At 68.2% G+C, this 1,271-nt stretch carries 2 protein-coding genes and 1 pseudogene; all 3 read left to right on the plus strand.

The features are described from left to right. On the plus strand, nucleotides 1-496 hold a 496-nt coding region (locus H8B02_RS47265; protein WP_229172510.1), incomplete at its 5' end, for an NAD(P)H-dependent flavin oxidoreductase. A 114-nt stretch (nucleotides 497-610) separates the two neighbouring features. Next, nucleotides 611-856 carry a hypothetical protein gene (locus H8B02_RS47270; protein WP_229172511.1) on the plus strand — a complete coding sequence of 82 codons (246 nt, stop codon included), beginning with the start codon at nucleotides 611-613 and terminating at the stop codon, nucleotides 854-856. A 108-nt stretch (nucleotides 857-964) separates the two neighbouring features. Then, nucleotides 965-1,271: pseudogene (locus H8B02_RS47275) on the plus strand (hypothetical protein); the annotation flags it as partial.

A 1,271-nucleotide genomic window follows, 5' to 3' on the forward strand; every position in this document is an offset into this window, starting at 1 on the left:
CTGGCTCAATCCGTTCGTGTTCGTCCGCGCCGTGCGCGCATTCTTCGACGGCCCGCTCGTGCTGGCCGGCGGCATCAGCGACGGCCACGCGCTGCGCGCCGCAGAGGCGCTCGGCTGCGATCTCGCCTATATGGGCACCAAGTTCATCGCGACGCGCGAGAGCATGGCGGACGCGAGATACAAGCAGATGCTGGTCGAGGCGACCGCCGACGACATCCTGCTCACGACGGCCTTCACGGGCTTGCAGACCAATATGCTGCGGCCCTCGATCGAGGCCGCCGGCCTCGAGCCCGACGACCTGCCGGCGCGCGGCGCGATCGACATCGCCAAGGACATCGACATCGGCGCCCGCGAAAGCCGCCCCAAGCGCTGGCGCGACATCTGGAGCGGCGGTCATTCCACCTCAGGGGTAACCGGGGTGCTCGCGGTCGATGATTTGCTGGCCCAGACGATCGCGGAGTACGAGGTGGCGAGCGCGCGGGTGCGACTCGCCTGATCCATCAAGTCCCGCCTGTCCGCTTAACGCGGCATTAACCATGCCAGTCCCAACTGTGCGTCAGGGGATGGTCCGCCGCCGCGGCCGGCCGCCCGGCAGTTGTGGGAATGCGACATGGCTTTTGAGGCGCTCTTCGCCAAGACCCCGGCATCGCTCGACGATCTCCGGACCCGCGTGTTCTACGCCCTGCAGCGGCATCCGCTGTGCCGTCAGGTCGAATTCGACATCGTCAGCACGCCGCGCACCCGCCGCACCAACTGGACGGTCAGTCTGCACTCGGTCCAGCCCGGCGCCCTCTGGACGGCGCACGAGATCGTGGCCGACATCCAGGAGGCCTATGAGCTTGACGCCGCAGCCTGATTTTCGGGCCGTTTCGGGACGATTTCACCTATTTGGCGCTGTCACGGCACGGTAACGCCGCATTTCTCGCGCAGTTTGCGGCAACACCGGCCGGGAATGGAGTAGTTTTTGACCAGAGCCATCACCCTCGCCGCGCTGACCTGCCTCCTCCTCGCCGGCGCCGCGATAACAGCCATTTTGGGCCGCGACAGCCTGCCCGCGGCGCAGGCCGACATTGGTCCGGTCGCCAATCGCGCCAGCAAGCAGGACAAGCTCGCGGTCACGACGCTCGCGACGGCCGCCTTCGAGGCGCCGCGGCCGGCCGAGCCTCCCGCGAGTCCGTCGCCACTCCTGTTGCGGGCGCAAGCCGCGATCCCGGGCGCGACCGATACCGTGCGCCAGGCCTATGCCTCCGCCGAGCCTGCCGATATCGGCC

This window comes from Bradyrhizobium altum, from assembly GCF_020889705.1.
GTDB lineage: Bacteria > Pseudomonadota > Alphaproteobacteria > Rhizobiales > Xanthobacteraceae > Bradyrhizobium > Bradyrhizobium altum.

Excerpts from the sequence above, each read along its gene's own strand:
- H8B02_RS47270 (WP_229172511.1), top strand. The coding sequence starts at position 611 with ATGGCTTTTGAGGCGCTCTTCGCCAAGACCCCGGCATCGCTCGACGAT.